Genomic DNA, 22,734 nt, shown 5'->3' on the forward strand with positions numbered 1-22,734 from the left:
CGTCACGGCCCGGCGAGCAGAGGCTCGGGGGACCGCGGCGACGGGCTCGGCCACCGGCGTAGGGGGGAGCGCCGGTCGGGTGGGGTTCTGAGGAGCGTCAGGCCACCGAGGGATCGAGCAGGCCGACGCGGAGCCGCTTGATGATGCGGCTGATCAGACGCGACACATGCATCTGGGAGATGCCGAGGAGCTCGCCGATCTCGGCCTGTGTGCGCTCCTCGACGAACCGCAGATGGATGATGTGGCGCTGGCGCTCGTCGAGCTCGGCGACGAGGGGCGCCAGGGAGTGGAGGTCCTCCACGAGCTCCAGCGACCGGTCGTTCTCGCCGATGAAGTCGGCCAGGACGGACTCGCCGTGCGAGCCGTTGTCGGGAGCCAGGGCCGCGTCGAGCGACGAGGAGTTGTAGCAGTTCGCCGCCTTGCGGGCCTCGATGACCTCCGCCTCGGGCAGCGACATGAGCTGTGACAGTTCGAGGGTCGTGGGAGTACGCCCCAGGCGGGTCCGCAGTTCCTCCGTGGCCTTCGCCAGCTCGACCCGGGCCTCCTGCAGCCGGCGCGGCACATGGACGGCCCAGCTCGTGTCACGGAAGAACCGCTTGATCTCGCCGACGATGTAGGGAACGGCGAAGGAGGTGAACTCCACCTCGCGCGACAGCTCGAACCGGTCGATGGCCTTGATGAGCCCGATGGTGCCGACCTGGACGATGTCCTCCATCGAGTCGCCCCGGCCCCGGAACCGGGAGGCCGCGTACCGCACGAGGGACACGTTCATCTCGATCAGGGTGTTGCGCGCGTACTGGTATTCGTGGGTGCCTTCCTCCAGCACGGCCAGGCGGTCGAAGAACTGCCGGGACAGATCCCGGGCGTCCTTGGGCTTGATGCGTGACGGGTCCTCGATGAGAGGCAGTTCCGTCTCGTCCATCATCCGGGTCCGCTGCGCCGTGGCCGTTGCTCCGACTGCCGTCACGGCTGCCATGCCGTCCACCCCACTCACCGTCGCCGTTACTGACACACGCCGTCTGCCCTCCTTCACACGGCTCATGCCCACGAGTTCCGAAGGAGCGCGGATCCGCGGAGGATCTGGCCTGAAGTCGACGCCCAAGCCCTTCTCCCTCCGGTTCCCGTGCAGGGACATCAGGACGCCGCGCCGTCGATTTCGAGACGCGGTGTTTCTCCCCGGGAAGTCAGGGAAAGCGGAATTTCGTGCTTCGGACCGGAGGCACGCCCGCAGGAACGGTTCAGCCGGCTGCGGTGGCGCTCCGGTGTATCCGGACGTCACCGCCCTGCGGCATCCCCTCGCAAGCCACTTGTTCAGGAGCGAATCCGCATGCGTATCGACTTGTCGACAAGCCGCCTTGAGGAACCCGTGTCCGCCGAGGAGAAGCCCGAGTCCGCGGAGACGGCAGAGGTGACAGGCCCGCCCGCCCGGTCCGCCACAGTGCGGCATTCGCACGACGACGCCCCTGACTCGGCGACCGACTTCGCCCGGCTGACCGCGTTGGAGGACGGACCCGAGCGGGACGCCGTCCGCGACGAGTTGGCGACGGCATGGCTGCCCATGGCCCACCGCATCGCCGGCCGGTTCCGCGACCGGGGCGAGAACATCGAGGACCTGCGCCAGGTCGCGGCGGTCGGTCTGGTGAAGGCCATAGACCGGTTCGACCCCTCCCGCGGGGCGTTCGAGAGCTATGCCGTGCCCACCATCACGGGTGAGGTGAAGCGGCACTTCCGTGACCGCATGTGGGCGCTGAGGGTGCCCCGCCGGGTACAGGAGCTGCGCAACAAGGTGCGGCTCGCCCGCCGTGACCTCACGCTCAACCCGGGGGCGCCCGAGCCGACGACGGCCGAGATAGCGGCGCACGCGGGGCTGACGGAGGACGAGGTCGCCGCGGGGATGGAGGCGATGGAGAGCTTTAGCACGCTGTCCCTGGACGCCGAACTGTCGTCCACGGACGACAACTACAGCCTCGCGGACACCCTGGGCGACCCCGACTCCTCCTACGACGTGGTCGTGGACCGCGAAGCGGCGAAGGAAGGACTCCGCCGGCTGCCGGAACGGGAGCGGGACATCCTGTACATGCGCTTCTTCGAGGACATGACGCAGAACCGCATAGCCGACCGGCTCGGCATCTCCCAGATGCACGTCTCGCGACTCATCACGCGCAGCTGCGCACGGGTGAGGGACGAGGCACTGGGCGGACCGTCCCGCTCCGGCCGCGGCGCCGCCGACGGCCGTACGGAGGGCAACGGCCGTACGGAGGGCAAGTGACGCGACCCGCGGTCCCCGGCCCGCCCGCGCCGTCCCGCCAGGATCTCCCCCTGGCGGACACCCATGACGCCGGAGACGCTGTCGCGCGGTGAACTGTCCGGGCCGGCCGCACACAGGTGCGGCCGGCCCGGACCGACGTACGACACCGACGTACGACCGCGGCACACATGACACACATGCGGCACACGTCACGACACACATCACGACACACATGTGGGGCCCGGATCCATTACGCGTAATGGATCCGGGCCCCACATGTGACAGGCCTTTCTGCTGGGCCCTTTCTACTGCTGCTACTGCTGCTACTGCGCGCCGTCCCGCTCGGCCGCGTGCGCGGCCTGGCTCTCGGTCCGGGCGCCTGCCGTGGTGAGGACTCCGCCGGAGCTTTCGAGATGCGCGCGCACGAACCACTGGAACTGTTCGAGGGAGCGCAGCTGCTCCAGGAGGAGGTCCTCCGTCACCGGGTCGAACTTGCCGACCTCGGCCAGTGCGGCACGGTGACTCTCGACGATGCCCGTGTACACCAGGTCGAGGGCACCGAGATGGGCGATCGCGTCGGCCCGCCCGACCTTGTAGTCGTCCCAGGTCCGCTCGGCGACGAGGGTTCCTGGCGTGCCCACGGGCACACCGCCCAGCGCGGAGACGCGCTCGGCGATGTCGTCGGCCATGCCCCGGACTCGATCCACCTGTGGGTCGAGCATTTCGTGGATGGCGATGAAATGCGGGCCGACCACATTCCAGTGAATGTGCTTCAGCGTGAGCGAGAGGTCATTGAGTGCGTGCAGCCGCAGCCTGAGCAGATCGATTACCTTCCCGCCGTCCTGGGTGCTGAGTCCGGGAACGGTGTACTTGGGCTCGGTTCGAGACGACGTCATTCCTCATTCCTCCCTGAGAGATCTCGCTGTTCGGGGCCCATGCCCTTTTACCAGCGGTACCACCGTCCACGGCGGCCACCGGCGGCGGTCGGACGCACGACGAAGCCGAGCAGCCAGACGACCAGCACGACAACCGCGATCCACCACAGCACCTTGAGTGCGAAACCCGCGCCGAAAAGGATCAGGGCGAGCAGAAGGACAAGAAGAGTGGGAACCATCGATATCAACCTCCAGCACTCCAAGTTCCCCTGTTTCCGGGTGGTACGCCTCCCGCTTGGATTCCTGAAGGACCGCGGGCCGTATGCGGCCGCCATGAGGAAATCGTTGGGAATGCCGATCGGGCAGCAGGGTATTTGCTGCCCGAGGAGAACGGCGGGCGGCGCACACCGGCCGCGGTACTCCGCTCGGAACTCGACCACGCGAGGAGGGGAGCGACGTGACCACCGACAGAATCTGGTCGTACGCATCGGTCAGCGGGCACGCGGAGGGAGTGCTGCTCAAGGGGTTCACGGTCGTCGCGGCCGACGGAACGATCGGGTACGTGGACCGGCAGGTGGACGCGTCAGGGATGCGGCACCTGATCGTCGACACCGGAGGCTGGCTGTTCGGCAGGAGTGTGCTGATCCCTGTGGGCGTTGTCACCGCCATAGACCCGGAGGCCCGGGAGATCCGGGTGGAGTGCACCGAGGAGGAGATCAAGGCCGCGCCCCGGTTCCGGACCGACCGCGAGACGCTGGATCCCGCATATCTCGCCGGAGTGGGCGACTACTACCGGAGCCTGCCTCCACGACAGGCGCCCACGACCTGATCCGGTCCGCAGGGCGGCCCGCCACTGCCGGGGCGGTCCGCCGGGGGGGACCTCACCAGGGCAGGAACACGTGGATGTCCTTGCCCTCGTCGGTCACCACCACACTCACCTGTTCACACAGCGTGTGGATCAGGTGCCACCCGACGCCCCCGTCGCCCCCGCCGGGATGGAAGGGGCGCGGGGCGGGAGGTGTGGTGCTGGTGTCGTGCACGGTCACATGCACGCCGTCGTACGTGCGCCGCAGCCGCAGCTCGAACGGGCCCGGCGCGTACTGCACCACATTGGCCGCCAGCTCCGTGACGACCAGCAGGATGTCGTCCCAGTGCTCGGGGGCCGCCGGTGGTGACCTGCGGGTGAGCGCAAGCAGAAACTCCTCCGCGGCGAGGCGTGCACCCGTCACATTGGGCAGCTCGCCGGTGAAGGTGGTCGTCCAGGTGTACATCTCGTCAGAAGGCAGTTTGTCGTCCCAACGCGGCTCGGTCGCCATTACGCCTTCCCCAGCCCGTTCCCCGCAGGGCTGTGCTGATTCCGTGCTTCCACCGCTGCTGCTTCCCGACGGGGAGAGGCTTACTCCTCGTCCGGGTCCGGCGGGGATGGTGGGCAAACCGGAATGCGGTGGTCCCGCGTACGTGATTTCCCTTGTGGCCGGCGAGTACCACGAACGAATGGAGTCATGAGTGCCACGGACGGGTGATGCCCGAACGGGGTCCGGGACCGAGAACGGACTGCACAGTGACTGTGTGTCACTGTGTCGTCCGTTCTCGATCCCGGAGCGGGTACGGCCCAGCGGAGGCGGGGGCGACCGCCCGACGCGACCGCCACCCGCTGCCGCGCGGCCGCTAGGAAACAGGGTCGGGCACCTCCGCGACCTTCCAGCGCTGGTTGGCACCGGAGTTGGGCGTCCACAGGGTCACCGAGGCACCCTCGTGCGTGGCCTGCCCGCCGACCTCCAGGAGTCGTCCGGTGGCCGCGTTGACGAGGGTCCAGGTGCCGTCGCCGGTCGACGACATGATCCACTGGGTGGCCCGGTCGCGCGGGCCCGTGTCGCTCTCCAGTACGGGGGCGCCGTCACGGACGGCCAGCCGCTTGCCCTCCACCGGGTTGGAGAACACGTACCGCTGTCGGTTGCCGGTGTCACCGGAGATCTTGCGCAGCTTCCACTGCTGACCGGCCGCCTGCGCCGTCGCGCTCCTGATGACGAGGTCCGTGCCGTTGCCGGCGACGGTGAGCGCCTTGCCGCTCTGCACGCCGGTCAGCTCGTAGGTGTGGCCCTTGCGCAGTTCGGCGGCGTCCTTCGCGACACCCGAGACACCCTTGACGACGAAGGAGGTCACGGACTGCGCGGGCACCGTGAAGGTGGCCTCACGGTCACTGACCTCGATGGCCCTGTGGCGGTCCAGCTTGCCGTCGGCGCTGGTCACGACGGGGGTGACGGTGGCGTCGCGGCCCACCTTGCCGAACTTCGACAGGTCGACCGTGACCGCGCGGGCCTCGGTGGTGCTGTTGACGTGGACGACCGTCGCCCCGTCGCCCTTCTTGGTGACGGCGGCGGCGCTGGACGTGTCGTCCGTCTTGATCAGCCGGTCACCGGGCTTGATGTAGTGCGTGAAGTTGCGGGCGGTGTCGAACTTCGTGTTGGTGTGGACGGGGCACGACGCGAGGGTGTCCTTCGACGTGCAGCTGAACGAGAGCTGGATCGTGCCCCAGTTGCCGCCCTTGGCGGACTCGCCGCCCGGCTTCATGTTGTCGTAGTCCTCGACGGGCTGCCAGAACACCCAGGCCTTCGGCTCCAGTTCACGCAGGTCGTCGACGATGCGCTGGGCGAGGCCCAGGCCCGGCCGCATGTCCGTGAAGCTCTGGCCGTCACCCCAGTCGCCGTCGACCTCGCTCATCCACAGCGGTTTGCCGGCCGCCTTGGCCAGGTCCCGTACGGTGGTGCGCTGCCCGGTGCCGTAGGTGTGGACGTTCATCTGCCCGACGAGGTCCCGCACTTCCTGCGGGTAGGTGTTCCAGTTCTGCGCGAAGGTGGACGGGTTGGTCTCGTCCATCGCGGAGATGTCCGCCCCGGCCTTCGCCTTCCGCAGCGCGGGAGCCAGGGCGGCGATGACCTTCTGCTGGAGCTCGGGCCCGATGTGGGCGCCTTCCTGCCGGCCGCCGACGGGCTCGCCGTCGGCGCCCAGGCGGGTGCTCCAGTAGTTGGTGTTGGGCTCGTTGAAGGGGTCGACGGTGTCGACGTCGATGCCCTCCGCCTTCTCCAGCCGCTTGGTCGCGCCCGCCAGATAGGCGGCGAAGTCGTCGACGGACTCCGGCTTGAGCTGGTCCTCGGTGGCGTTGAACCCGCCGGAGACGTAGCCGCTCTTCGTCATGAACCACGGCGGGGAGTTGCTGAAGGTCTCCCAGTGGTCGATGTCGTCCTTGATGCGGCCGACCCACCAGCGCTGTGTGGCGTCGGCGTCCTTGTTCCAGGCGGCCGGGTCGTCGGCGTGCCACCAGTCGGTGTCCTCGCGGGTGGTGCCGGCCGGCGCCTTCCACCAGCCCTGCACCGCTCCACCGGCGCGCAGATAGTCCTTGACGTCCGGGGCGTTGCCACCGCCGATGTTGTAGCGGGCGATGTTCAACGCGAGGCCGTCGTCCCCGAAGAGGAGCTTCGCGAGCTTCTCGCGTATCTCCTTGGGGTAGCCGCCGGTCGCGTTGGCGAACCAGACCAGGCTGGTGCCCCAGCCCTCGAACTTCTCCTGCTCGTACGAGGGATCGGGCCGGACGGTGACCGAGGCCGTGCCCGCCGCCGCACCCTGCGCGGTGGACGACGGGGCCGGGACCAGTGCGGCCCCGGTGACCAGTGCGGTGAGGCCTGCTGCTCCGAGGAGGCGTCTGCTGCGGGTACGACGTGCCATCGTGTGCTCCCAACTGCCGAGTGGTCGCTGCGCGGTGGACCTCCCGTCCGCCGGGCGGGAGGGGTCGCCCTCGAACGGGTGCGGAGCCGTTCGAGGAGCCGGTGATGCGGGCAGGGCTGTGCGTTCGGGTGGTTGCTCAGGTGGCCGGCCGGCGCAGTACGGCGACGTCCCTGGGCCCCAGGACGAGACCGCCCCCGGCGTCCGTGTCGCCGACCAGGACCTCTCCGGCGAGGCCGGTCAGGGCCACGCTCTCGTCGGTCCGGTTGACCAGGAACAGGAAGCGTCCGTCCGGTCCGCGGCGTACGGTCAGCTCGACCGATCCCCGCGCGCCCTCGGGCAGTTCGCTCGCCACGCCGGCCGGGCCGAGCAGCGCCGGCAGCAGACCGGCGAGACCCTCGGCGCCGAGCCGGGTGGAGACGTACGCGGCCGAGCCCCGCCCCACCGCACGGCGGGTGACGGCGGGCCGCCCCGCGTACGCGCCGGTGCGGTAGTGGGCCAGCACGTCCACCGCGGGATCGGTGACGGTGATCCGGTCGGTCCACAGGGTGCCCGTGGCGGCGCCGTCCAGCTCGACCGCGTCACCTTCGAGCAGCGGGCCGAACTCCTCGATGCGAATGCCGAGCACATCGCGCAGGGCGCCCGGGTGGCCGCCCAGCCAGATGTGGTCGTTCTCGTCGACGACTCCGGAGAAGTACGTGCTGACCAGGTGCCCGCCGGACTCGACGTACCGCGTGAGCTCCTTGGCCAGCGGCGCCGGGACCACGTGCAGCACCGGGGTGATCAGGACGTCGTACCGGTCGAGGTCGGTCGTGGTGGTCACCACGTCGGCCCGGATGCCCAGGGTGTGCAGCGCCGCGTACCAGTCCAGGGCCTCCTGGCGGTAGTCGAGGAGGGCGCTGGGGTGCGAGTCCTGCTCGCTCGCCCACCACGACTCCCAGTCGTAGACGATCCCCACCCGGGCCGGTTCGCGCTCGGAGCCGGCGACCGGTGCCAGTGCCTTGAGGGTCTGCCCCAGTTCGACGACCGCGCGGAAGACCTCGCTGTCGGCGCCGGCGTGCGGCACCATCGCGGAGTGGTACTTCTCGGCGCCCGCGGCCGACTGGCGCCACTGGAAGAAGCACACGGCGTCGGCGCCGTGCGCGACATGCAGCAGCGAGTCGCGGGCCAGGTCGCCGGGGCGCTTGGCCACGTTGACGGGCTGCCAGTTGACCGCGCTGGTGGAGTGTTCCATCAGGAACCACGGCCGGCCGGCCGCGATACCGCTGGTGAGGTTGGCCGAGAAGGACAGCTCGGCCCGGTCCTGCGGGCCCGGGTGGACGTAGTGGTCGTTGGAGACGAAGTCGATCTCGCCCGCCCAGTCCGGGTAGTTCATGCCCTTGGTGCCGCCCATCACCATGAAGTTGGTGGTGACCGGCACGTCCGGCGTGATCTCCCGCAGCACGTCCCGCTCCGCGACCAGGTACTCCTTCAGCGCGTCGGACGAGAAGCGCTTGAAGTCCAGCTGCTGCGTGGGGTTCGGGTGGGAGGCGGCCAGCCGGGGCGGCAGGATCTGCTCCCAGCCGCTGTAGCGCTGCGACCAGAAGGCCGTGCCCCAGGCGTGGTTGAGGGCGTCGAGGGTGGTGTAGCGGGCGCGCAGCCAGTCGCGGAAGGCACGGGCCGCGTCGTCCGAGTAGTCGTAGACGTTGTGGCAGCCCAGCTCATTGGAGACGTGCCAGGCCACCAGCGCGGGATGGCCCGCGTACCGCTCGGCCATCGTCCGCACCAGGCGCAGCGCGTGCTCGCGGAAGACCGGCGAGGTGGGCCGCCAGTGCTGCCGCGCCCCCGGCCACACCGTCTCACCGGCGGCGGTCACCGGAAGGATCTCCGGGTGCGCCGTGGTGAGCCAGGGCGGCGGGGACGCGGTGGCGGTGGCCAGGTCGACCCCGATGCCGCCCGCGTGCAGCAGGTCCATGACCTCGTCGAGCCAGCCGAAGTCCCACCGGTCCCGGTCCGGCTGGATGCGGGCCCAGGAGAAGATCCCCACGGAGACCAGGTTGACGCCGGCCTCACGCATCAGCCGGACGTCCTCCTCCCACACCTCGCGAGGCCACTGCTCGGGGTTGTAGTCGGCGCCGTACGCGAGGCGTGGGGTGCGGTCACCGTCCGGCCCGTCCAGCTGGGACAGGAGGGTGGAGATCATCGTGGTCCTTCCGGGGTTCAACGGCGGGCGGCGCGGGGGAGGGCTCGTCTCGTCTACTCGACGGTGAAGCCCTGCTCCTTGCCGTACTTGACGGAGGCGTCCTGCCAGGACTTCAGGCCGTCGGCGAGCTTGGTGTTGCCCACGTAGGCCTTGCCGACGGTGTCGTTGAAGATCGAGTTGGCGTACTGCTGGAAGGGCAGGTACGACCAGTCGTCGGCGACGTTGGCGGCGGAGTCGGCGAAGACGGTGTTGGCCTTCTGGCCGCCGAAGTACTTGAACTCGGTGTCGAGGAACGCGTCGTTCTTGAGCTCGGCGGTGGTCGCCGGGAAGGCGCCCTCCTTCACACGGCTCTGCACGCCTGCACCGGAGTTGGCGTACTCGACGAAGGCGTAGGCGAGTTCCTTGTTCTTGCCGAGCGCGGGCAGGGCCAGGGAGCTGCCGCCGTTCTCCGCGCTCGCCTTGTCGCCCTTGGTCCAGGCCGGCATGGGCGCCGCGCGCCAGTCACCGGAGGCGTTCGGGACGCCGGTGGTGAAGTTGGCGGGCATCCAGGCACCGCTGGCGAGGGTGGCGATGGTGCCGTCGCCCAGGCCCTTGTACCAGTCGTCGGTCCAGCCGTTGATCGGCGAGACGAGCTTCTCGTCGATCAGCTGCTGCCAGGTGTCGGTGTACTTCTTGGCGCCCGCGTCGGAGAAGTCGACGCTCACCTTCGTGCCGTCGACCTTGTAGGGACGCGAACCGGCCTGCCACAGCATGCTGGTGGTGAAGCCCGCGTCACCGGCGTCGTTGGCGATGTAGACCTTGGGGTCGGCCTTGTGCAGCTTGCGGGCCGCGTCGACGTACTCGTCCCAGGTGGTCGGCACCGCGATCTTGTACTTGTCGAAGACCTTCTTGTTGTAGAACAGCGCCATGGGGCCGGAGTCCATCGGCAGGCCGTAGACCTTGTCACCCTCGCTCACCGCGTTCCACGGACCGGGGGTGTACTTGTCCTTGAGCTTGTCGGCGCCGAAGGAGGCCAGGTCGGTCAGGCCCTTGGTGAGGGAGTACTGGCCGAGCGCGAAGTACTCGACCTGCGAGACGTCGGGGACGCCCTTCTTGGCCGAGATGGCGTTCGACAGCGCGGTGTAGTGCTTGTCGCCGGACCGCTCGCCGACCAGGTTGATCTTGACCTTGGGGTACTTCTTCTGGAAGTCGGCGGCGACCGTCTTGAGCGTGGGCTCCCAGGCCCAGACCGTGACCGAGCCGCCCTTCTTGAGGGCCGCCTGGACGTCGTCGGCGGAGACCGGCTTCTGGCCGGAGCTGTCGTCGTCGGAGCCGCCGCAGGCGGTGGCGCCCAGGGCGAGGACGGAGAGGACGGCGAGGCCGCGCATCAGGCGGCTGGTCTTTCTGCGCATGAAGGTGCTTCCACTTCTTCGTGGGCGGGACGGATCGAGGGTGAAGGAGGTGAAACCGAGGGGGTGGTGGCCCGAGGGCGGGTCATTCCTTGACGCTTCCGGCGGCGAGGCCGGACTGCCAGTACTTCTGCAGCAGCAGGAAGGCGGCGATCAGGGGCACGATGGTGAGCAGCGAGCCGGTGATCACCAGGTTGAAGATCACGTCGCCGCCGATCGTCTGGGCCTGGTTGTTCCAGGCGTCCAGACCCAGGGTCAGGGGATACCAGTCCGGGTCCTTGAGCATGATCAGCGGCAGGAAGTAGTTGTTCCAGGTGGCGACCGTGGTGAAGAGCAGCACGGTCACGGTGCCGGGGGCGAGCAGCGGCAGGGCCACCTGGAAGAAGGTACGGATCTCGCCCGCTCCGTCGATGCGGGCGGCCTCCATCAGCTCGTTCGGGATCGCCTCGGTGGCGAAGACCCACATCAGATACAGGCCGAACGGCGAGACCAGCGAGGGGATGATCACCGCCCACGGGGTGTCGGTGAGCCCCATCTTGCTGAACATCAGGAAGGTGGGCACGGCCAGGGCGGTGCCCGGGACGGCGACGGCACCGATGACCACGGCGAAGACACCGCGCTTGCCGGGGAAGTTGAACTTGGCGAGCGCGTAGCCGCCGAGGATCGCCAGGAGGGTGGCACCGCCGGCGCCGACCACGACGTACAGCAGGGTGTTCAGCAGCCAGCGGACGAAGATGCCGTCGTTGTACGAGAACGTCTCGCTGATGTTGTCCCAGAGGGCGAAGTCGTCGGCGAACCACAGTCCGGACGAGTCGGCGAGCCCTTCCTGGGTCTTCGTGGCGCTGATGACCAGCCACAGCAGCGGCACCACGGTGTAGAGCAGGACCAGACCGGTGAGGACGGTCAGCAGAACGCTGCGCCTGGGCCGTCCGGGGACGCGCCCCCGGCGCGTACGCAGCCGGGGCGCGCGCCGGGCACCGCCGGTGTCCGGAGCGGGCGCCGGCCGGGCGGCGGTGGGGAGGGAGCTGCTCGTGTCGCTCATCGGTCAGGCTCCCTTGCGCATGCCGCGCAGCTGCACGACATAGGCGATGACCATGGTGATCAGGCCCATGATGATGGCGACCGCCGCGGAGTAGTTGTGCTGCTGGCCGTTGAAGGACAGCGAGTACGTGTAGAAGTTCGGGGTGAAGTCCGTCGTGATGGCGTTGCGCGCCAGCGGCCGCAGGATGCTCGGCTCGTTGAAGAGCTGGAAGCTGCCGATGATCGAGAAGATCGTCGCGATCACGAGGGCGCCGCGGATGGCGGGGAGCTTGATGGCGGTGACGATGCGGACCTGCCCGGCGCCGTCGATCTCCGCGGCCTCGTAGAGCGACTGCGGGATGACGCGTAGCGCGGAGTAGAAGATCAGCATGTTGTAGCCGATGAACTCCCACGTGACGATGTTGCCGATCGACGCCAGGACCAGGTCGCTGGAGAGCGGGTCGGGCAGTGTGACGCCGAACGCGTCGTTGATGTCACCCACCAGCCCGTACTTGGTGCCGTACATGAAGCCCCACATCAGGGTGGCGACCACGGCGGGCACGGCGTACGGCAGGAAGATCGCGATGCGGAAGAAGTCCTTGCCGAAGAGGCGCCCGCTGTCCAGGGCGAGGGCGATCAGCAGGGCGATGCCGAGCATGATCGGCACCTGTACGGCCAGGAAGAGCGAGACCCGTGCGAGCGACTCCCAGAACCGCTCGTCCTTGAGTGCCTGGGTGTAGTTGTCCATGCCGACGAACTGGGTGCCGCCGATCAACTGGTCCCGGAACAGGCTGAGATAGATCGAGTACGCGATCGGCGCCAGGAAGACGAGGGCGAACACGGCCACGAAGGGACCGATGAAACCCCACCCCGTCCAGGAGCGGCGGTCCCCTTGTGCCGGAGGTCGGGCCTTGCGCGGCTTGGCAGCCACCGGCGGTTGCAGCGTCGTCATGTCGTTCCTCGCTCGTCCCTCTCGCGAAAACCCGGCGCCGTGCGCCGATGATGTTTGCGTAAACACGAAGGCCCACGAGAAGCCGGGGCCTGTTATGTTTACGTAAACATCTGATGGCGGCATGTCTACACTGCCCCGTTGACGGTGGTCAAGGGTCATTTGGGGAAACTACGGTTCCGGACGACGAGGGAGACGGGTGGACACAGCGGACAGCGCCTCGCCGAGCAGATCGCAGGCGGCGCCTACCAGGAAACGGGCGTCCCGCCGGACCCCGAGCGCGTCCATGGCGGACGTCGCCCGGCTGGCGGGCGTCTCCTCACAGACCGTCTCGCGTGTCTCCAACGGTTACGCGGGTGTGAACGAGGAGACGCGGCAGCAGGTGCTGGCGGCCATGCGTGAGCTGGGCTACCGGCCCAACAGCGCCGCCCGCGCGCTCAAGCGGGGCGAGTTCCGCACCATAGGGGTGATCACCTTCGGCCTGTCGACCACCGGCAACGTCCGCACCCTGGAGGCGATCGCGACCTCGGCGGCGCACGAGGGCTACGCCGTGACGCTGCTGCCCGTCGCCGTGCCCACCCAGGACGAGGTGCGTGGCGCGTTCTCCCGGCTCGGCGAACTGGCCGTCGACGCCGTCATCGTGATCCTGGAGGTGCATCTCCTCGACGCGGCGGCCCTCTCCCTGCCGCCCCACATCAAGGTGGTGGTGGCCGACTCGGACGCCGGTGACCGCTACACCGTGGTCGACACCGACCAGGCGGGCGGCAGCCGCGACGCCGTACGGTATCTGCTCGGCCTCGGCCACGACACGGTCTGGCACCTGGCCGGCCCCGAGGAGTCCTTCGCGGCGCAGCGCCGGGCCGGCGCCTGGCGCGCCGAACTCACCGGGGCGGGCCGCCCGACGCCCCCTCTGGTACGCGGCGACTGGTCGGCCGAGTCCGGGTACCGGGCCGGCCTCGAACTGGCCGAACTGCCGGAGTGCACCGCGGTGTTCGCGGCCAACGACCAGATGGCGCTCGGCCTGCTGCGGGCGCTGCACGAGCGCGGGCGGTACGTACCCGAGGACGTCAGTGTCATCGGCTTCGACGACATCCCCGAGGCCGGCTCCTTCCTGCCGCCCCTGACCACCGTCCACCAGGACTTCGCCGAAGTGGGGCGGCGCTGCGTCGAGGGCGTACTGCGGCAGATGGACCAGGACACGCCGGAGCACGGGACGACGCTCGTGCCGACACGGCTCGTGGTGCGGGACAGCACGGGGGCGCCGCGGTCGCGGTAGGTCCGCGGTCGCCGTGGCCACCGGCCGAAGTACCGCCCGTGGCACCGAAAGCCCTGGTGGATGAATCCAGCGGCGTCGGCGGACGTACTGACGGGTGTACTGAGAGGAGAGGTTCTTTGATGACACAACCGGCGACCGCAGAAGGACTCCTGGCATGGGTGCCCGGCCACGGACTGATCGCAGGGCTCGCGGCCGACACACAGCTGCTGGTCGCGGACTCCTGGCTGCTCAAGGACGGACAGGTGCGCGGCCTCGACCGCCACAGGGAGCGCTTCCTGCGGGCCTGCGGCGACTGCGGCGGGCCGACTCTCCACCAGCTCACCGAGTTCTGGCGGGACATGACGGCCGCGCTGCCCCGCACGGGAGCGTGGTTCCCGCGCGTCGAGCTGGTGGCGGGCTCGCTCCAGCTGAGACTCCTCCTGCGGCACGCCCCGCCGCTCACCCCGGATATACGGGTGTGGGCGGCGGGGCAGCTCGATCCCCGTACCGTGCCGCGCCGCAAGGGCCCCGACCTGGACACCCTGGCCCGGGTCCGGCAGCGGGCGGCCGGGCAGGGCGCGGAGGAGGCGGTGCTGATCGCGCCGTCGGGCCTGGTGCTGGAGGCGGCGACCGCCAGCCTGGTGTGGTGGGAGGACGACACGCTGTGCGTGCCGGCGCCGCACCTGCCGGTCCTGGCCGGGGTCACCACGGGCCTCCTCCAGGAACAGGCCCTGCGCGCCGGAGTGGGGCCTGAGCACCGCGAACGCACCCTGGACCAGCTGGCGGACCGGGAGGTGTGGCTGGTGAACGCCCTGCACGGCATTCGTCCGGTGGTCGGGTGGGAGGGGCGGCCGATGCGCGCGGGTTCGGCTGCGCGGGCGAAGGAATGGCAGGAGTGGCTGGAGGGGTTGATGGAGCCGCTGCCGGTGGAGTGAGGCTGTGGGTCGGGCGCGGGTGGGTTGTGGCTGGTCGCGCAGTTCCCCGCGCCCCTAAGAGACCAAAAGATTGCGCCGTTCTCCGCGCCCCTGAAGACAACAGGCCGCGCCGTTCGCCGTGCGCCTGAAGGCATCAGGCCGCGCTCTTCCCCGTGGTCCCAAGTAAACGCGCCTCACAACGTAAGGGCCGACTCCCCGTCCACGAGAGGACTTCCCATGAGTATCCGCTCGATCCGACGAGTCAAGGGTGCTATGACAATCGGCGCCCTCACCGCCGGCCTCCTCGGAGGTGCCGCAGTCTTCGCTTCCCCAGCAGCTGCTGCCTATGCCGGGCACTGCAATGTCAATCAGGTGACCTCGGTCGGTGTCACCCCCGGCTACTCCATCACTCGGCCGGCTTACATGAGTGAGAGCGGCAGCAGAACGGCCAACTGCTGGATGGATTACGGCAGCAGGGGATTCGGGGTGGAGTGGCTCCAGTTCACGCTCAACTCCTGCTACGGGTTCGACCTCGCGACGGACGGCGAGTTCGGGTCGAAAACTCGCACTGCCCTTGCGTCCGCCCAGCAGCAAGAGAGAATCACCGCCGACGGCATATACGGCACTCAAAGTCGTCAGTACTTGAAGTTTCCGCGATACCGGGAGATCACACGTGACCGCAGCGGCTGCGAGTCGGTCGACTGACGCGTAGGAACTTGGGGAGCCGGCCTCTTGCCGATCTCCGAGTGTGCGGCCGGGGTGGTGCTGCGGGGCGGCCGGAGCTGGTGTAGACGGCCGCCCCGCAGACTTCAGCGTCGGCCGGTGAAGATCGCCAGCTGTTCGTGGACGTAGCTGTCGACCGCGCTGGACTTCCGCACCCTGAGCGTTCGGGGGTCGACGATGGCAGCCGACCTCCGGGCATCGCATCCGTCCCCTACGATGCGAGCGCACGTGTGGTCACGGGAGGTAATTTCCCGGTCAAGTGCGGGAAGGGGAGGGGTTTATGGGACACAGAAGGCACAGGGGTGTGCTGCGAAGATGTACGGCGGTCCTGCTCGGCATCATCGGACTCCTGGCGAGCCTGCTGGTGGCGCCGGCGGCGGCCCGAGCCGCCTCGACGCTCCCGGGTGGCAAGGCGAACTGGGTCGTCTCCGTCGGTGGCCTCGACATCCCGGGCAACAACAACTACCGGAACTGGGTGCGGCTGGGGTACTACACCTTCCAGGAGAACGGCACGGTCACGACCGACTTCTGGACCTGGAACCAGCGGGATTCGCCGGTCCGCGTCCCCGCCGTCACCGACGCGGACTGCGGTGCTCCCGTTCCCACCTGCGACGTCCGGACCGTCAAGGGCTTCGGCAGCGGCCCCGGCCAGGGCTTCAAGGGAACGTACGCGCACGCGCCCGGGGGCCGTGTGGTGGTGACGTGGACCAAGGACAAGTCCGGGGCCGCCCTCGACAGTGCGCTGACCGAGTCCTGGATCCTGGAGCCGGCGCAGCTGGCCGGCGGGGGCGTGGCCCGGATGCGTAGCTCGAACTACTACGCCGAGCAGTTCGATGCCACCGTCCCCGGGCCCATCGACCCGTTCTCCGACTACGGAGCCACCTTCGGGATCGCGTACGGCTCCAACGCCAGCACGTCGAGCCGTGTGCCCATGGAGCAGCTGCTCACCGACGACGAGTACAGCACGGAGAAGTACAAGGGTTCCTTCATCACCGCCAACGGCGGTGTGGTGCGCCGTGAGGGAACGGGCGGCGACTGGACGTTCAGTGGCCAGGGCGCCGGCGCCACCAACGCGGGGAAGCCGTGGCAGGCTTGCGCGGGCGCCGCTCAGTGCATGGGCTATCTCCAGCCGGGCACCAGCTGCAAGCCGCAGGGCGGCAACAACTCCAAGAACCGGGTCCGTTACTTGGCCGAGATGGGCACCGGTCGGCAGAATACCGAGGAGTACTGGTGCGAATCGCTCCTCGGTAGCAGCGGCGACACGTGCTACACGCACAACTCGCATCCCCGGCCCATGCTCCAGGTCATCGACGATGCCGGACGTTTCCAGGGCTGGGTGGGCGTGGAGGCCTTCACGCACGTGGAGACCGAAGATCCGCAGAAAGCCACGGAAGACTGGAGCGGCTACTACTGGGGCGTCTTCGACATGGTGTCGGAATCCCAGTTGCAGCCCGACCTCTCCGAGCCCGGCACGGTGCGGAAGTTCAAGCTGGCCCACGGCAACAGCGGCGTCGACGACGGCACGCTGAACTGGGGATCCCGCAGCGTCACCTTCGCGGGGACCAACCATGTCGTCAGCGGCTGCCGCAAGGTCGAGATCATCGCGATGACGCCGAACGGGCTCACGGACGCCGCAACGACATCCAAGCTGTGCGCCGGAACGGCAGACAGACCCTTCTCCGGCACTGTGACCATCGACGTGCCCGGCGGCCCCAGCCGTGTCCAAGTGGCCTATCTGGCGTCGGACGACGGATCGGAGCCCACGACGCCGAAGTACACCATGCTCTGCAGCCGCAACGGTTGTGCCTACACCAGCTACCAGGAGCCCACCCCGAACTTCCGGGTCGCCCACGGCCAGAGTTACGCGGTCGGCGAGCTGAACTGGTCGGAGCGCAGCGCGGTCTTCTCGGGCAACAACCATGTCGCCAGCGGCTGCCGGTACGTCGAAGTGATCGCCTCGGCTCCGAACGGGACCAGCGACCGGCGCACCTCCAGCCCGCTGTGCGTCGGCACGGAGGCCGACAACACCCGGCCGTTCAACGGCACCGTCACCATCGACCTGCCGGGCGGTCCGAGCAGTGTGCAGGTGACGTACTGGGTATCCGAGGACGGCGGTCTCACCTACTCGACCAAGGAGACGGCGACCTGCACCCGGGTGCGGTGCTACACCACCGAGGACCGTGACCCGATCACCGAGTTCCGGGTCGCCTACGGCAACAGTGTCTCCACCGGCAGGGTGACCTGGCTCGAACGGTCCGTCAGTTTCTCGGGCAACAACCATGTCGCCACGGGCTGCCGCTACGTCGGACTCGCTGCCATCGCGTCCGGGGTCGACCGGCGCGCCTATTCCAGTCCGCTGTGCGTCGGAATGGAGGCGGACAACACCCGGCCCTTCGCCGGCACGATCGACCTCTCGGACGTGGAGGGCGGCGCCGGGTACGTCGACATCACCTACCTGGAACCAGTCACTGGTGGGGACCCCCGCATCCTGGGCACAGCGAGGTGCACGCGCGACGGCTGTGCCTAGGAGCGGGCTCAGTAACGGGGCAATTGGCCGGGCGGCCGTGATCGGGGTGATCGATCACGGCCGCCCGGTTGCCTGCGCCTGACACCGGCCTGGCCCGCCGCCCTCGCGGCACCGCCCCGGACGGGACCCGCATCCTGGTGCCAGGCACCCGGCAGCGCCGCGCCCGTCATGCAGCGGCACCTCGCAGGAGGGATCCGTTGCACGGACCTGGCTCCGCGGTGCCGGTTGGGCCGCCAGGGCCGGCGGGGCGGCGGCGGCCGCCGGCTGACCCGCGGTCCGTGTGCACCGCGCCCGGTGACCATTCCTTCATCCGGCCGTTAGCCAATCATGGCCGTCCGAGTGACCAGTCGCTGCGCCACGACCGAGATCCCCGCGGTCAGGGAGAGCGGGTGCTGCGGTGAGGCGCGGGCCCGTCAGCCACGCGTCGGCACGCGGAACGAGTGCCGGGCGCAGGGGAACCAACGTTGAGGAGACAACCAGTGGCGGACATTTTCGCCAAGCAACTGTCGCCGGTCATGCGGACAATGACAGGCCCAGGGCCCCGGCCGCTGTACCAGGCGGTGGAGGGCAGGAACGGGGAGGCCCTGACCGGCGGCGCACGCGTGGTGATGGCGGCGTGCAACGACTACCTGGGGCTGGCGGATGATCCGCGGGTCTCTGAGGCGGCGGTGCGGGCGGTGCAGCGGTACGGCACGTCGTGTTCCGGGAGCCGGCTGATCGGCGGGACGCTGCCGCTGCACGAGGAACTGGAACGTGCGGTGGCCGCGTTCCTCGGTCAGGAGGCGGCGATCGTGACCACGACCGGCTGCCAGGCGAACCTGGCACTGAGCCCGTTGTTCGGCAGGGGAGACGTCGTCTTCGGCGATATGGCCAACCATGCCTCTCTGGTCGATGCCGTCCAGGCCGGACGGGCCGGGAGCCGCAGGTACCGGCACTGCGACATGGGGCACCTGGAGAGGCAGCTTGCCGCCGCCGACGGCGAAGCCGCGAAAGTGATCATCACGGACGGGCTCTTCTCCGCCGAGGGCGACCTGTGCCCGCTGCCAGAACTGGTCGGCCTCGCCCGGAGGCATGATGCCCGGTTGATGATCGACGGCGCCCATGACATCGGGCTGCTGGGCGCCGGCGGGCGCGGGGTCGCCGAGCACTTCGGTCTGATGGACGAGGTGGACCTCTATACCGGAACCTTCTCCAAGTGCTTCGGGTCGATCGGTGGCTTCCTCGCCGGACCTGCCGAGGTGATCCACTTCCTCCGCTACACGGCCCGGTCGGTGCTCTTCACCGCGTCCATGCCACCTGCCTCCGCCGCGGCAGCGGTCGCGGCCCTGGAGATCATCGCGAGCGAGCCCGAGCGCCGTATGCGCGTGTTCGAGGTGGCGCGGCGGGTCAGGAACGGGCTGCGGGAACTCGGCTTCGACACGGGGGAGTCGCTGACTCCGATCGTTCCGGTTCACATCGGTGATACCGGGCTGTGCGGGCGGATGTGGCAGGCGGTCCTGGACGAGGGGGTGTTCACCAGCGTGATGGTCGCCCCCGGGGTGGCGGAGGGGCACGCGCTGATCCGCTTGGCTTTGCAGGCCACCCACACCGATGATCACATCGCCCGGATCCTTGAGGCGTTCGCCACCGCGGGCCGGCGCCTGGGCGCCGCCACGGCCGGTGCGCGATGACCGTTACCGTCACGCCCGTCGAAGGCCGCGCCGACACCACCGCCTTCATCCGTCTCCCGTACGCCGTCTACCGTGATGACCCGCTGTGGGTGGCCCCGCTGGAGCGCGAGCAGCGCGCCTTCCTGGACCCGCACCGCAATCCCTTTCACACGGTGGGCACGGTCCGCCTGTTCCTCGCCCGTCGCAGCGGCACGGTCATCGGCCGGATCGCCGCGATCGTCGATCCCCGCTACCAGGAACGGCACGACCTCAAGTGCGGCCAGTTCGGCCTCTTCGAATGCGTGGACGACACCGAAGCCGCCGCTGCCCTCTTCAACGCGGCAGCCGACTGGCTCGGCGAACAGGGCCTGACCCGGATCCTCGGCCCGCTCAGCTTCTCCACGAACCACGAGTGCGGGGTCCTCGTCGACGGCTTCGACCGTCCCCCGACCATGCTCATGCCGCACAACCCCGCCTACTACCCCCAGCTCTTCACCGACTGCGGATTCACCAAGGCCAAGGACCTGCTGTCCTGGCGTGTTCCCATGCCTGCCGACGGGGAGCCCCCCGCCGTCATCCGCCGGGCCGCCGAACGCGCCCTGAGCGCACCCGAAGTCCGGATCCGTCCGATGAACCGCCGGCGCTTCGACACCGACATGGCCGCCATCCGGGACATCTACAACGACGCCTGGTCCGAGAACTACGCCTCCGTCCCCATGACCGAGCCCGAATTCGCCCACACCATCCGGCAGATGAAGCCCATGCTGCGCCCGGAGCTGGTCCAGATCGCCGAGGTCCACGGCGAGCCCGTCGCCTTCACCCTCGTCCTCCCGGACACCAACCAGGCGCTGCGCGCCGCCCGCGGCCGCCTGACCACCTACGGTCTGCCCCTCGGGCTCCTCCGTGTCCAGCACGCCGCCCGCTCCATCAACCGCATCCGGGTCGTCGCCGCCGGGGTCAAGAAGGAACACCGGGTCCGTGGACTCGCCGTGGCCCTCTTCACCCAGGCCCAGCGCACCGCGTTCCGCCTCGGCTACACCGAGACCGAATGTTCCTGGATCCTGGAGGACAACCGCGACGCCAACAGATCCACCAAGGCCCTGGGCGGCATTCACTTCCGCACCCACCGCCTCTACGAGCGCGCCGCATGAGGTACCTCGTCACCGGCGCCACCGGCTTCATCGGCACCCACCTGGTCGCCCGGCTCACCGCCAACGGCCACCACGTCACGGCCCTCGTCCGCAACGCCCGGCACGTCCCCCGCGCCCGGACAGTGAGAGGCGACCTGGCCACCGGAGCCGGCCTGGCAGCGGCCGTCGAGGACACCGACCACGTCATCCACCTCGCCGGACTCACCAAAACCCGCACCCCGCAGCACTATGCCGAGGTCAACACCGAGGGAACCCGCCGCCTCTGCGCCGCCATCGCCGCCCTCCCCCGACCGCCGCGCCTGATCTACTGCTCCTCCCTCGCCGCAGCCGGCCCAGGACGACTGCGCCACGAAGACGACCCGCCCCACCCCGTCTCCGCGTACGGTCGCAGCAAGCTCGGCGGCGAGCATGTCCTGCGCGCCGCCGCCGACCGGGTTCCAGGCCTGATCGTCCGCCCGCCGATCGTCTACGGTCCCGGCGACCGCGAGTTCCTGCCCCGCCTGCTCACGGCCGTCCGGACCGGCCTGTTGCCCGCTGTCGGCGGCCGGGGACCACGCCACTACTCCCTCATCCACGTCGACGATCTGTGCCGTGCCCTGCTGCTGGCCGCCGACTCCGGCACCCCAGGGGCGACCTACCACGTCAGCGACGGCACGGAACATCTCTGGCAGGACATCGGTGCCGCCGTCGCCGCCGTCATCGGGCGACCGCCACCCCGCCTCGTCCACATCCCCGCCCCCCTGGCGATGGCCACGGCCCGCACCCTGGGCCGAAGCTCCACCCTCAACCAGGACAAGATCACCGAACTCGGCCACCCCGACTGGACCTGCGCACCGGGCCGACTCCCGTTCACCCCGCACATCCTGCTCCGCGAGGGCCTGAAGAGCGCCGTGCGGCACCGAAAGGGCACACCGTGAGGCAACCAGCGACCGGCCGACGCCTCTGCGCGTACGAACGGTTCGTGTGGGCCGCGGGCCGGACCCTGCCCTTCAACGTCGCCGTCATCGCCCAACTCCACGGCCGCGCCGAGCCCAGGCGACTCCGTGCAGCCCTCGCCGCCGTACGGCGACGCCACCCACTGCTCGCCGTACGTGTCGCCGGCCCAGGGCGATGGCGGGCATGGCTCACCACCGAGAACGTCGCCGACCTGGAACTCCGCCTCGTCAAGGCGACAGCACCCGACAGCTGGGCCCGCGTGGTCGAAGAGGAACTCCAGCGCCCCTTCGACACCGCCGCCGGCCCCCTCGCCCGCTTCGTCCTGGTGGACGCCGGGGACTCCTTCGGCCTCATCAGCGTCTACCACCACCTGGTCGCCGACGCGAGCTCAGCGGCCATCGTCATCCACGACATCCTCCGCGGCCCCGCCGAAGACCCGAGTGAGCCCGCCGTCCTGCCTCCACCCGCCGACGCACTGCTGCCACACCCCCGACCACGACTCTCCGACCTCCGCAAACTCGCCCGCTCACTCAGCGGCGCCACCCGCCGGCACCACCACAGCGGCCCCCTCACCTTCACCACCTGGTCCCTGGACGAAGATGAGACCTCCACCCTCCTCGCCCGCTGCCGCACCGAAGGCACCACCCTGCAGGCGGCACTCTGCACCGCCTTCGCCCGTGCCTTCGCCCGACCCGTACACATCGCCGTCGCGGCAGACCTACGCCGCATCCTCGCGTCGGCCGCCCGCTCGGCCGTCGGCCTCTACGCCGTCGGCTTCCTCCAGCCCATCGGCACCGCCACCTGCGATTTCTGGACCCAGGCCCGCGACGTCAAAGCCGACATCCACCGCCGCCTGACCCCGGACGAACTCGCCCCACTCGTCCGCGCCCACCGCCTTCTGTCCTTCATCCCTCACCAGGCGATGGCATCCCTGCTCCACCGCAGCGAATCCCAAGGCGCCCGCTTCGACGTATCGATCAGCAACGCCCGCCTCCCGATCCCCACCGGCTACGGCCCCCTGCGCCTGACCGCGCTGTACGGCGCCGCACACACCAGCCTCTCCGGTGCGCCCCTGGTCATCGCCCTCGGCATCGACGGCCGCCTGTGCCTCAGCATCACCTCGACCGACGCCACCGGTTCCCAGGCCCTGTACGAGCGAGCAATGTCCCACCTGACGGCGGCACTCAACTGAATCGC

19 protein-coding genes are annotated in these 22,734 nt (G+C 69.4%); 10 read left to right on the forward strand and 9 right to left on the reverse strand.

Annotation, left to right across the window (positions count from 1 at the left end):
- Positions 1-97 precede the first annotated feature (97 nt).
- Positions 98-976: a SigB/SigF/SigG family RNA polymerase sigma factor gene (locus AOK01_RS23775; protein WP_190854469.1), complete on the reverse strand. Its 879-nt coding sequence runs from the start codon at positions 974-976 to the stop codon at positions 98-100.
- 351 nt (positions 977-1,327) lie between these two features.
- On the opposite strand from AOK01_RS23775, the gene AOK01_RS23780 reads away from it, so the two are divergent.
- Complete coding sequence (locus tag AOK01_RS23780; protein ID WP_055514988.1) at positions 1,328-2,269, forward strand: SigB/SigF/SigG family RNA polymerase sigma factor; 942 nt, start codon at positions 1,328-1,330, stop codon at positions 2,267-2,269.
- 302 nt (positions 2,270-2,571) lie between these two features.
- Here the strand turns inward: AOK01_RS23780 and AOK01_RS23785 are convergent, their stop codons facing one another.
- Both AOK01_RS23785 and AOK01_RS23790 read right to left on the reverse strand, forming a co-directional pair.
- Positions 2,572-3,144: a Dps family protein gene (locus AOK01_RS23785; RefSeq protein ID WP_055514991.1), complete on the reverse strand. Its 573-nt coding sequence runs from the start codon at positions 3,142-3,144 to the stop codon at positions 2,572-2,574.
- A gap of 47 nt (positions 3,145-3,191) precedes the next feature.
- Complete coding sequence (locus AOK01_RS23790; protein WP_055514993.1) at positions 3,192-3,362, reverse strand: hypothetical protein; 171 nt, start codon at positions 3,360-3,362, stop codon at positions 3,192-3,194.
- Positions 3,363-3,580: 218 nt separating this feature from the next.
- Here AOK01_RS23790 and AOK01_RS23795 point away from each other — a divergent pair, with 218 nt between their 5' ends.
- A complete protein-coding gene (locus AOK01_RS23795; RefSeq protein WP_055514995.1) occupies positions 3,581-3,952 on the forward strand; it encodes a PRC-barrel domain-containing protein in 372 nt (123 codons plus the stop codon).
- 52 nt (positions 3,953-4,004) lie between these two features.
- On the opposite strand, the gene AOK01_RS23800 is transcribed toward AOK01_RS23795, so the two are convergent.
- The 6 genes from AOK01_RS23800 to AOK01_RS23825 form a co-directional block, all read right to left on the reverse strand.
- Positions 4,005-4,439, reverse strand: a complete 435-nt coding sequence (locus AOK01_RS23800; RefSeq protein ID WP_055514998.1) for an ATP-binding protein — start codon at positions 4,437-4,439, stop codon at positions 4,005-4,007.
- A gap of 352 nt (positions 4,440-4,791) precedes the next feature.
- Positions 4,792-6,846: an RICIN domain-containing protein gene (locus AOK01_RS23805; protein WP_055515000.1), complete on the reverse strand. Its 2,055-nt coding sequence runs from the start codon at positions 6,844-6,846 to the stop codon at positions 4,792-4,794.
- A 136-nt stretch (positions 6,847-6,982) separates the two neighbouring features.
- The gene (locus AOK01_RS23810; protein ID WP_055515002.1) at positions 6,983-9,025 is read right to left on the reverse strand and encodes a beta-galactosidase; all 2,043 of its coding nucleotides are present in this window, start codon (positions 9,023-9,025) and stop codon (positions 6,983-6,985) included.
- A 53-nt stretch (positions 9,026-9,078) separates the two neighbouring features.
- Entirely contained in the window at positions 9,079-10,416 is a 1,338-nt protein-coding gene (locus AOK01_RS23815; protein ID WP_055515004.1) for an ABC transporter substrate-binding protein, read from the reverse strand.
- Positions 10,417-10,498: 82 nt separating this feature from the next.
- Positions 10,499-11,455 carry a carbohydrate ABC transporter permease gene (locus tag AOK01_RS23820; RefSeq protein WP_055515007.1) on the reverse strand — a complete coding sequence of 319 codons (957 nt, stop codon included), beginning with the start codon at positions 11,453-11,455 and terminating at the stop codon, positions 10,499-10,501.
- 3 nt (positions 11,456-11,458) lie between these two features.
- The gene (locus AOK01_RS23825; RefSeq protein WP_055515010.1) at positions 11,459-12,385 is read right to left on the reverse strand and encodes a carbohydrate ABC transporter permease; all 927 of its coding nucleotides are present in this window, start codon (positions 12,383-12,385) and stop codon (positions 11,459-11,461) included.
- Positions 12,386-12,668: 283 nt separating this feature from the next.
- Between AOK01_RS23825 and AOK01_RS23830 the strand changes: the two genes are divergently transcribed.
- The 8 genes from AOK01_RS23830 to AOK01_RS23865 all read left to right on the forward strand — a co-directional run bounded on the left by AOK01_RS23830 (position 12,669) and on the right by AOK01_RS23865 (position 22,729).
- The gene (locus tag AOK01_RS23830) at positions 12,669-13,658 is read left to right on the forward strand and encodes a LacI family DNA-binding transcriptional regulator (RefSeq protein ID WP_055515013.1); all 990 of its coding nucleotides are present in this window, start codon (positions 12,669-12,671) and stop codon (positions 13,656-13,658) included.
- 119 nt (positions 13,659-13,777) lie between these two features.
- Complete coding sequence (locus AOK01_RS23835) at positions 13,778-14,572, forward strand: aminotransferase class IV (protein WP_055515015.1); 795 nt, start codon at positions 13,778-13,780, stop codon at positions 14,570-14,572.
- 216 nt (positions 14,573-14,788) lie between these two features.
- Positions 14,789-15,256, forward strand: coding sequence for a peptidoglycan-binding domain-containing protein (locus tag AOK01_RS23840; protein ID WP_079103693.1), 468 nt, complete (start codon positions 14,789-14,791; stop codon positions 15,254-15,256).
- A gap of 322 nt (positions 15,257-15,578) precedes the next feature.
- Complete coding sequence (locus AOK01_RS23845) at positions 15,579-17,801, forward strand: hypothetical protein (protein WP_055515019.1); 2,223 nt, start codon at positions 15,579-15,581, stop codon at positions 17,799-17,801.
- A gap of 479 nt (positions 17,802-18,280) precedes the next feature.
- Positions 18,281-19,471, forward strand: a complete 1,191-nt coding sequence (locus AOK01_RS23850; RefSeq protein WP_245702385.1) for an aminotransferase class I/II-fold pyridoxal phosphate-dependent enzyme — start codon at positions 18,281-18,283, stop codon at positions 19,469-19,471.
- Entirely contained in the window at positions 19,468-20,601 is a 1,134-nt protein-coding gene (locus tag AOK01_RS23855; protein WP_055515021.1) for a GNAT family N-acetyltransferase, read from the forward strand. The genes AOK01_RS23850 and AOK01_RS23855 overlap by 4 nt, the downstream gene beginning before the upstream one ends.
- Positions 20,598-21,518: an NAD-dependent epimerase/dehydratase family protein gene (locus AOK01_RS23860; RefSeq protein WP_055515024.1), complete on the forward strand. Its 921-nt coding sequence runs from the start codon at positions 20,598-20,600 to the stop codon at positions 21,516-21,518. The genes AOK01_RS23855 and AOK01_RS23860 overlap by 4 nt, the downstream gene beginning before the upstream one ends.
- A complete protein-coding gene (locus AOK01_RS23865) occupies positions 21,515-22,729 on the forward strand; it encodes a condensation domain-containing protein (protein ID WP_157871466.1) in 1,215 nt (404 codons plus the stop codon). Before AOK01_RS23860 ends, AOK01_RS23865 begins: the two co-directional genes overlap by 4 nt.
- The last annotated feature ends 5 nt before the right edge of the window (positions 22,730-22,734 follow it).

The sequence above is a fragment of the Streptomyces aurantiacus genome (assembly GCF_001418335.1).
Classification (GTDB): Bacteria; Actinomycetota; Actinomycetes; order Streptomycetales; family Streptomycetaceae; genus Streptomyces; species Streptomyces aurantiacus.

Coding starts and splice junctions, on each gene's coding strand:
- AOK01_RS23860 (WP_055515024.1), top strand. CDS start 20,598: ATGAGGTACCTCGTCACCGGCGCCACCGGCTTCATCGGCACCCACCTG.
- AOK01_RS23840 (WP_079103693.1), top strand. CDS start 14,789: ATGAGTATCCGCTCGATCCGACGAGTCAAGGGTGCTATGACAATCGGC.
- AOK01_RS23815 (WP_055515004.1), bottom strand. CDS start 10,416: ATGCGCAGAAAGACCAGCCGCCTGATGCGCGGCCTCGCCGTCCTCTCC.
- AOK01_RS23830 (WP_055515013.1), top strand. CDS start 12,669: ATGGCGGACGTCGCCCGGCTGGCGGGCGTCTCCTCACAGACCGTCTCG.
- AOK01_RS23820 (WP_055515007.1), bottom strand. CDS start 11,455: ATGAGCGACACGAGCAGCTCCCTCCCCACCGCCGCCCGGCCGGCGCCC.
- AOK01_RS23805 (WP_055515000.1), bottom strand. CDS start 6,846: ATGGCACGTCGTACCCGCAGCAGACGCCTCCTCGGAGCAGCAGGCCTC.
- AOK01_RS23775 (WP_190854469.1), bottom strand. CDS start 976: ATGGCAGCCGTGACGGCAGTCGGAGCAACGGCCACGGCGCAGCGGACC.
- AOK01_RS23790 (WP_055514993.1), bottom strand. CDS start 3,362: ATGGTTCCCACTCTTCTTGTCCTTCTGCTCGCCCTGATCCTTTTCGGC.
- AOK01_RS23785 (WP_055514991.1), bottom strand. CDS start 3,144: ATGACGTCGTCTCGAACCGAGCCCAAGTACACCGTTCCCGGACTCAGC.
- AOK01_RS23780 (WP_055514988.1), top strand. CDS start 1,328: ATGCGTATCGACTTGTCGACAAGCCGCCTTGAGGAACCCGTGTCCGCC.
- AOK01_RS23855 (WP_055515021.1), top strand. CDS start 19,468: ATGACCGTTACCGTCACGCCCGTCGAAGGCCGCGCCGACACCACCGCC.
- AOK01_RS23800 (WP_055514998.1), bottom strand. CDS start 4,439: ATGGCGACCGAGCCGCGTTGGGACGACAAACTGCCTTCTGACGAGATG.
- AOK01_RS23810 (WP_055515002.1), bottom strand. CDS start 9,025: ATGATCTCCACCCTCCTGTCCCAGCTGGACGGGCCGGACGGTGACCGC.
- AOK01_RS23835 (WP_055515015.1), top strand. CDS start 13,778: ATGACACAACCGGCGACCGCAGAAGGACTCCTGGCATGGGTGCCCGGC.
- AOK01_RS23825 (WP_055515010.1), bottom strand. CDS start 12,385: ATGACGACGCTGCAACCGCCGGTGGCTGCCAAGCCGCGCAAGGCCCGA.